This is a genomic window from Candidatus Cryosericum odellii (genome assembly GCF_003570935.1).
GTDB classification, from domain to species: Bacteria; Caldisericota; Caldisericia; order Cryosericales; family Cryosericaceae; genus Cryosericum; species Cryosericum odellii.
This window is the reverse complement of sequence record NZ_QXIU01000078.1, coordinates 12437-17537: the sequence shown is the minus strand read 5'-3', so window position 1 is coordinate 17537 and position 5101 is coordinate 12437. Positions and strand designations below refer to the sequence as shown.

Below are 5101 nucleotides of genomic sequence, written 5' to 3'. Positions count from 1 at the left end.
CCGGTGATCGCGGACGAAGCTGTCCTGCTGGATTTCGGCACGGGCGCCCTCAAGATCACTCCCGGCCATGACCCCACAGACTTCGAGGTCGGCCAGCGACACAACCTTCCGAGCATGGCTGTCATCGGTCTCGACGGCCTCATGAACGAGAACGCCTTGCACTACAGCGGCATGTCTGCGATTGAAGCCCGTGAGAAGATCGTGGCCGAGATCGACGCCCTGGGACTGCTGGAAAAGGTGGACGACTACGAACACAGCGTTGGACACTGCTCTCGCTGCGCCTCTACAATTGAGCCCATCGTCACGGACCAGTGGTACCTGCGCATGAAGGACCTAGCTGTCAGGGCACTGCAGGCTGAACGCGAGGGCAAGGTCGAGGTCCTGCCGGTCAAGTGGCGAAAAGTCTATGAGGGCTGGCTGGAAAACATCAACGACTGGTGCGTTTCGCGTCAGTTGTGGTGGGGACACCGCATCCCGGTCTACCATTGTGAAGACTGCGGAGAGGTCATCGCCTCCGTCGACGCCCCACACGTGTGCCCGAAATGCGGCAGCAGTCATATCACCCAGGAAAGTGACGTCCTGGATACATGGTTCAGCTCGGCCTTGTGGCCGTTTGCTACGCTGGGATGGCCCGAACAGTCCGCCTCTCTCACGTACTACTATCCGACGTCTCTGCTCATCACCGGATACGATATCATCTTCTTCTGGGTCGCCCGCATGGTCATATCCGGTCTCGAATTCATGGATGACGTCCCCTTCCATACAGTCTTCATCACGGGTCTTGTCCGCGATGAGCAGGGACGGAAGATGAGCAAGTCGCTCAAGAACCAGGTGGATCCGCTGGACCTGATCAGTATGTATGGCACCGATGCTCTGCGATTCACGATGGCCTCCCTCTCCACCTACGGAGGACAGGACATCCTACTCTCTGACCAGAAGCTGCTGTCGTCGCGGAACTTCATCAACAAGCTGTGGAATGCAACGCGCTTCGTCGACGCCGGCGACGACGTCAAGGAGACGCTGGCCGGTCCCCGTCCGTCCGATGATCAGCTCGGACTGTTCGACCGATGGATTCTGACGCGTCTGGCCGGCGCAACACGCGACGTGACCGCCAAAATGGACGTGTTCGATTTCGGAGAGGCTTCGCACCGGCTCTACGAGTTTATCTGGGGCAACTTCTGCGATTGGTACATCGAGCTGGCGAAGATCCCGCTCCGCGACGAGACCAGGGCACCCGCAACCCGCTGGGTGCTGGCGTACGTCCTGGAACAAACGCTGCGCCTTCTCCACCCGTTTGTCCCATTTGTCACCGAGACCATCACACAGCAGCTGTACAGCGGCGACCATCTGATGGCGACGACGGCGTACCCCGAAGCCGATGCGATGACTACCTACGACAAGGACGCCACGCAGGCCGACTTCCTCATCGGGTTCATCAAGGCAGTTCGGAATCTCAAGGCGGTCTTCCACCTGCCGCCAACCGAGAAACAGAGCGTGGTGGTGGCCGGGGCGGAAAGCGATATCGCGGCAATCATGGCAAATGCGGAGGCAGTCAAGTTCGTTGGACGGTTTGCCGACATAGGCACGGAGCTGGATTCGACCCAGCGCTACATCAAGGGCGCCTATGGGGCGATGCAGGTCATGATCCTTGCAAAATCGGACTTCGACTATGAAGGTGAGCTCAAGGTCCTCGAGGGCAAACTGGAGCTCCTGCACGCAGATACCACCAAGCTCGAAGCTCGGCTGGGCAACCAGGACTTCCTCGCACGTGCGCCGGCCGAAGTCGTCGACAAGGACACGCAAAAACTGGAAGACCTCAAGGCCGAGGAACAGCTCATCGCAACCTTCCTGCAGGGACAAGGGTAGACCTGGCACAGCGTGCAGAATCGCGAGCGAAGAACAACATACGCTGAAGCACTCGATAGTGTCTTCTCCCTCTCCAAGTTTGGCTCGAAGCTGGGTTTGGAGAGAATTCGCCGTATCATGGCCAGCCTGGGAAACCCGGAACGGGAGCTCCGATTCATTCACGTGGCAGGCACCAAGGGCAAGGGGTCGGTCTGCGCCTTCACGGCACGTATCCTCGAGGAAGCCGGCTACACCGTCGGCCTTTATATCAGTCCCTCACTCGTGGATGTCGGCGAACGTATCTCGATCAACGGGGCAATGCTCTCGCCGAAGGACTTTCTTGATGCGTTCGACGCTGTATGGAGTGCGATTGGCACCGTCTCGGAAAATGATCCTGTCACGGTTTTCGAGGTCTTCACCGCCATGGCGATCGTACACTTCGCCCGCAGGAAGGTCGACATGGTTGTGTGGGAGGTCGGTCTCGGAGGACTGTATGACGCTACCAATGTCATCCCCGTGCCCGAGGTTGCCATCATCACAAATATCGGACTGGAACATACAGACCGGCTTGGCAACACCGTCGAAGAGATCGCGACCCAGAAGGCCGGCATCATCAAGCAGGGGGGCATCACGGTCATCGGCCACCAGGACTACCTTGCCGCCCAGGCGACCCTGCTCACCCAGGCCGAGACGATGGAAAACCAGATTTCCCTTGCTGGACGAGACTATACAGTCTCTTCGCAGCGGTTCACACCGGACTCCGTCACGTTCGACTATGCCGGTGTGGTCCTTGGGCGACGGGTTTCGTTCCCTGACGTGACCATCTCGCTGCGCGGAACTCATCAGATCCAAAACGCGGCAAGCGCCATCACGGCGGTTGTCGCTCTGGTTGTCAAGAACGGCATCGACGTACCTGAACCTGCAATGCGACGTGCCCTGGAGCAGACGTTCTGGCCCGGACGCATGGAGCTCGTTCCCGGTACTCCACCGATCCTTCTGGATGGTGCACACACGCAGACAGCCGCCAAATATCTCGTGGAATCGCTGCATGCCCATTTCCCCGGCCAGCGGTTCACCATGTTGTTCGGCGTGCTCATGGACAAGGATATGGATGGTATCGCCGGCATACTGGCTCCAGAGGTAGACACCGTCGTCCTGACCCGCGTCCCTGACAATGGTCGGACTGCCAGCCCGTGGGAACTGGAGGAAAAGTTCCTGCGCCACCATCCCCACGGTTCCATCATCGTAGAAGACGACGCAGAGAGGGCATACGAGAAAGCTCGAAGCCTGACGCCAGATGGTTCGTGGCTGCTCGTGACAGGCTCCCTGTACCTTGTGGGAGCAGTCCGCAAGCTCATGGGTCTCTACACATTCGTGCGTCCATGATATTTTTTGGCACTGGGAGGTGACATCATCACTACGTTACTGGTTGAATTCTGGCAGAACACCGTCATCCCGAACCTCAGCTCCATCCTGTTGGGTGTGGCCGTCCTTGTCGCCGTCATCCTCATCTGGATCATCAAGGACACGTCGAGGAGAGGCTCCAATACCCTTGTCTGGTCGGTCTTCACCGTAGTCGGCCTCGGGTTGCTGCCACTGATTGTATACTTTCTGGTCCGCGATCCCCTGACCCTGGACGACCATATGGCGGACAAGTTGAACAATGACGTTCTCAAACTCCAGAGAAGTTACTACGCATTCCTCATGGACGAGCAGGACAGAAAATGTCCGGTCTGTGGACACGAAGTGAAGTCAAGGTACCGATTCTGTCCCGCATGTGGCAATGAACTCCAAACGGTATGCCCAGCATGCGGCGAACTCATGGAAACAAACTGGAAATCGTGCCCACACTGCGGACACAAGGTTGAACAGTCGGAAGTGAAAGGAGAGTTGGTCTAGATGAGTCTGAAAACATTCAGAGGTGGCATTCACCCTCCTGAGTACAAGGAACCAACGAGAGACTTGCCCATCGAACACGTGCCGACGCCAACGTCTGTTGTCATTCACCTGACACAGGCCATCGGTGCTCAGAACCAGCCGCTGGTAAAGGTCGGAGACCGGGTGGTCAAGGGACAGATGATCGGCGACGTTCAGGCATGCCCGGCAGCAACTGTCCATGCGTCCATCACCGGTATCGTCAAGAAGATCGAGCCTGCCCCCCAGAGCAATCTGAAGGACGGCATAGCCATCTTCATTGAAGCTGACGGCACCGATGAAACAGCATACATGGCGCCACTCGATGCTTTTGCCTGTTCACGTGAGGAAGCGATCAAACGCTTGCGCGATGCTGGTATCGTCGGCATGGGAGGCGCATCGTTCCCCACTGACGTCAAGCTTGCTCCCCCAGCGGACAAACCCATAGACATAATCATCGCCAATGGGGCAGAATGCGAGCCCTATCTGACCATCGACTACAGGACGATGATGGAATCGCCTGCGGACGTCGTCGAGGGGCTGGCCATTGCGGCACACATTGTGGGAGCCAAGAAGGCGTATATTGCCATCGAATCCAACAAAGCGGACGCTGTGCCTGTTATCGAGAAGCAGTTTGCCGGACATAGTCACGGCATTCTCATGGGGACCATCATCGCCGCGACCAAGTACCCAGAGGGCGGCGAGAAGATGCTCATCAAGGCTGTTACCGGTCGCGAGGTTCCTTCGAAGGGTCTCCCGTTTGACATCGGCGTCATCTGCCAGAATGTCGGGACGCTCAAGGCCATCAAAGAAGCATTCGTCGACGGCAAGCCGCTGATCGAACGTGGGTTCACCGTCTCAGGCGGAGCCTGCACAACACCCAAGAACCTGTACGCCCCCATCGGAACAGTGATCGCTGACCTTATTCCGGGCGTGATTCAGATTAGCGACGACGTCCGCAAGGTCATTTTCGGCGGCCCCATGATGGGTGTCGCCGTACCATCGTTGCAGACCCCTGTTGCCAAGGGCACCAGCGGTATCCTGTTCTTCACTGCCGCAGAATCGAAGCAGTACGAGGAACGTCTGTGCATCCGGTGCGGCCGTTGCGCAGATGCCTGTTCCGCACAGCTGATGCCTATGCTGCTGAATGCCGCGCTTTTGTCCAATGATCTCGATCATGCCGACGCTATCGGACTCATCGACTGCTTCGAATGCGGGGCCTGCAGCTATGTCTGCCCAGCGCGCATCCCTCTCACCCAGCGGTTCAAGCTCGGCAAGGATCTTCTCCGCAACCAGCGCGCCAAGGAGGCTCGCCATGGAAAATAAGACGATGAAGCTTGTG

4 protein-coding genes are annotated in these 5101 nt (G+C 57.9%); all 4 read left to right on the top strand.

Translation table 11 applies throughout. From position 1 onward, the window contains the following. Nucleotides 1–1866, top strand: a 1866-nt coding sequence (gene valS / locus SMC5_RS03170) for a valine--tRNA ligase (RefSeq protein ID WP_126854920.1), incomplete at its 5' end; no start/stop codon positions are given. Nucleotides 1867–1878: 12 nt separating this feature from the next. Beyond that, complete coding sequence (locus SMC5_RS03165; RefSeq protein WP_119119554.1) at nucleotides 1879–3231, top strand: bifunctional folylpolyglutamate synthase/dihydrofolate synthase; 1353 nt, start codon at nucleotides 1879–1881, stop codon at nucleotides 3229–3231. 6 nt (nucleotides 3232–3237) lie between these two features. Next, nucleotides 3238–3744 (top strand): zinc ribbon domain-containing protein, encoded by a 507-nt coding sequence (locus SMC5_RS03160; RefSeq protein ID WP_119119553.1) that lies wholly within the window; start codon nucleotides 3238–3240, stop codon nucleotides 3742–3744. After that, nucleotides 3745–5085, top strand: a complete 1341-nt coding sequence (gene rsxC, locus SMC5_RS03155; protein WP_119119552.1) for an electron transport complex subunit RsxC — start codon at nucleotides 3745–3747, stop codon at nucleotides 5083–5085. Nucleotides 5086–5101 lie beyond the last annotated feature (16 nt).

Bases quoted from the DNA above. Each gene is read 5' to 3' on its own strand.
- rsxC (WP_119119552.1), top strand. From the start codon at position 3,745: ATGAGTCTGAAAACATTCAGAGGTGGCATTCACCCTCCTGAGTACAAG.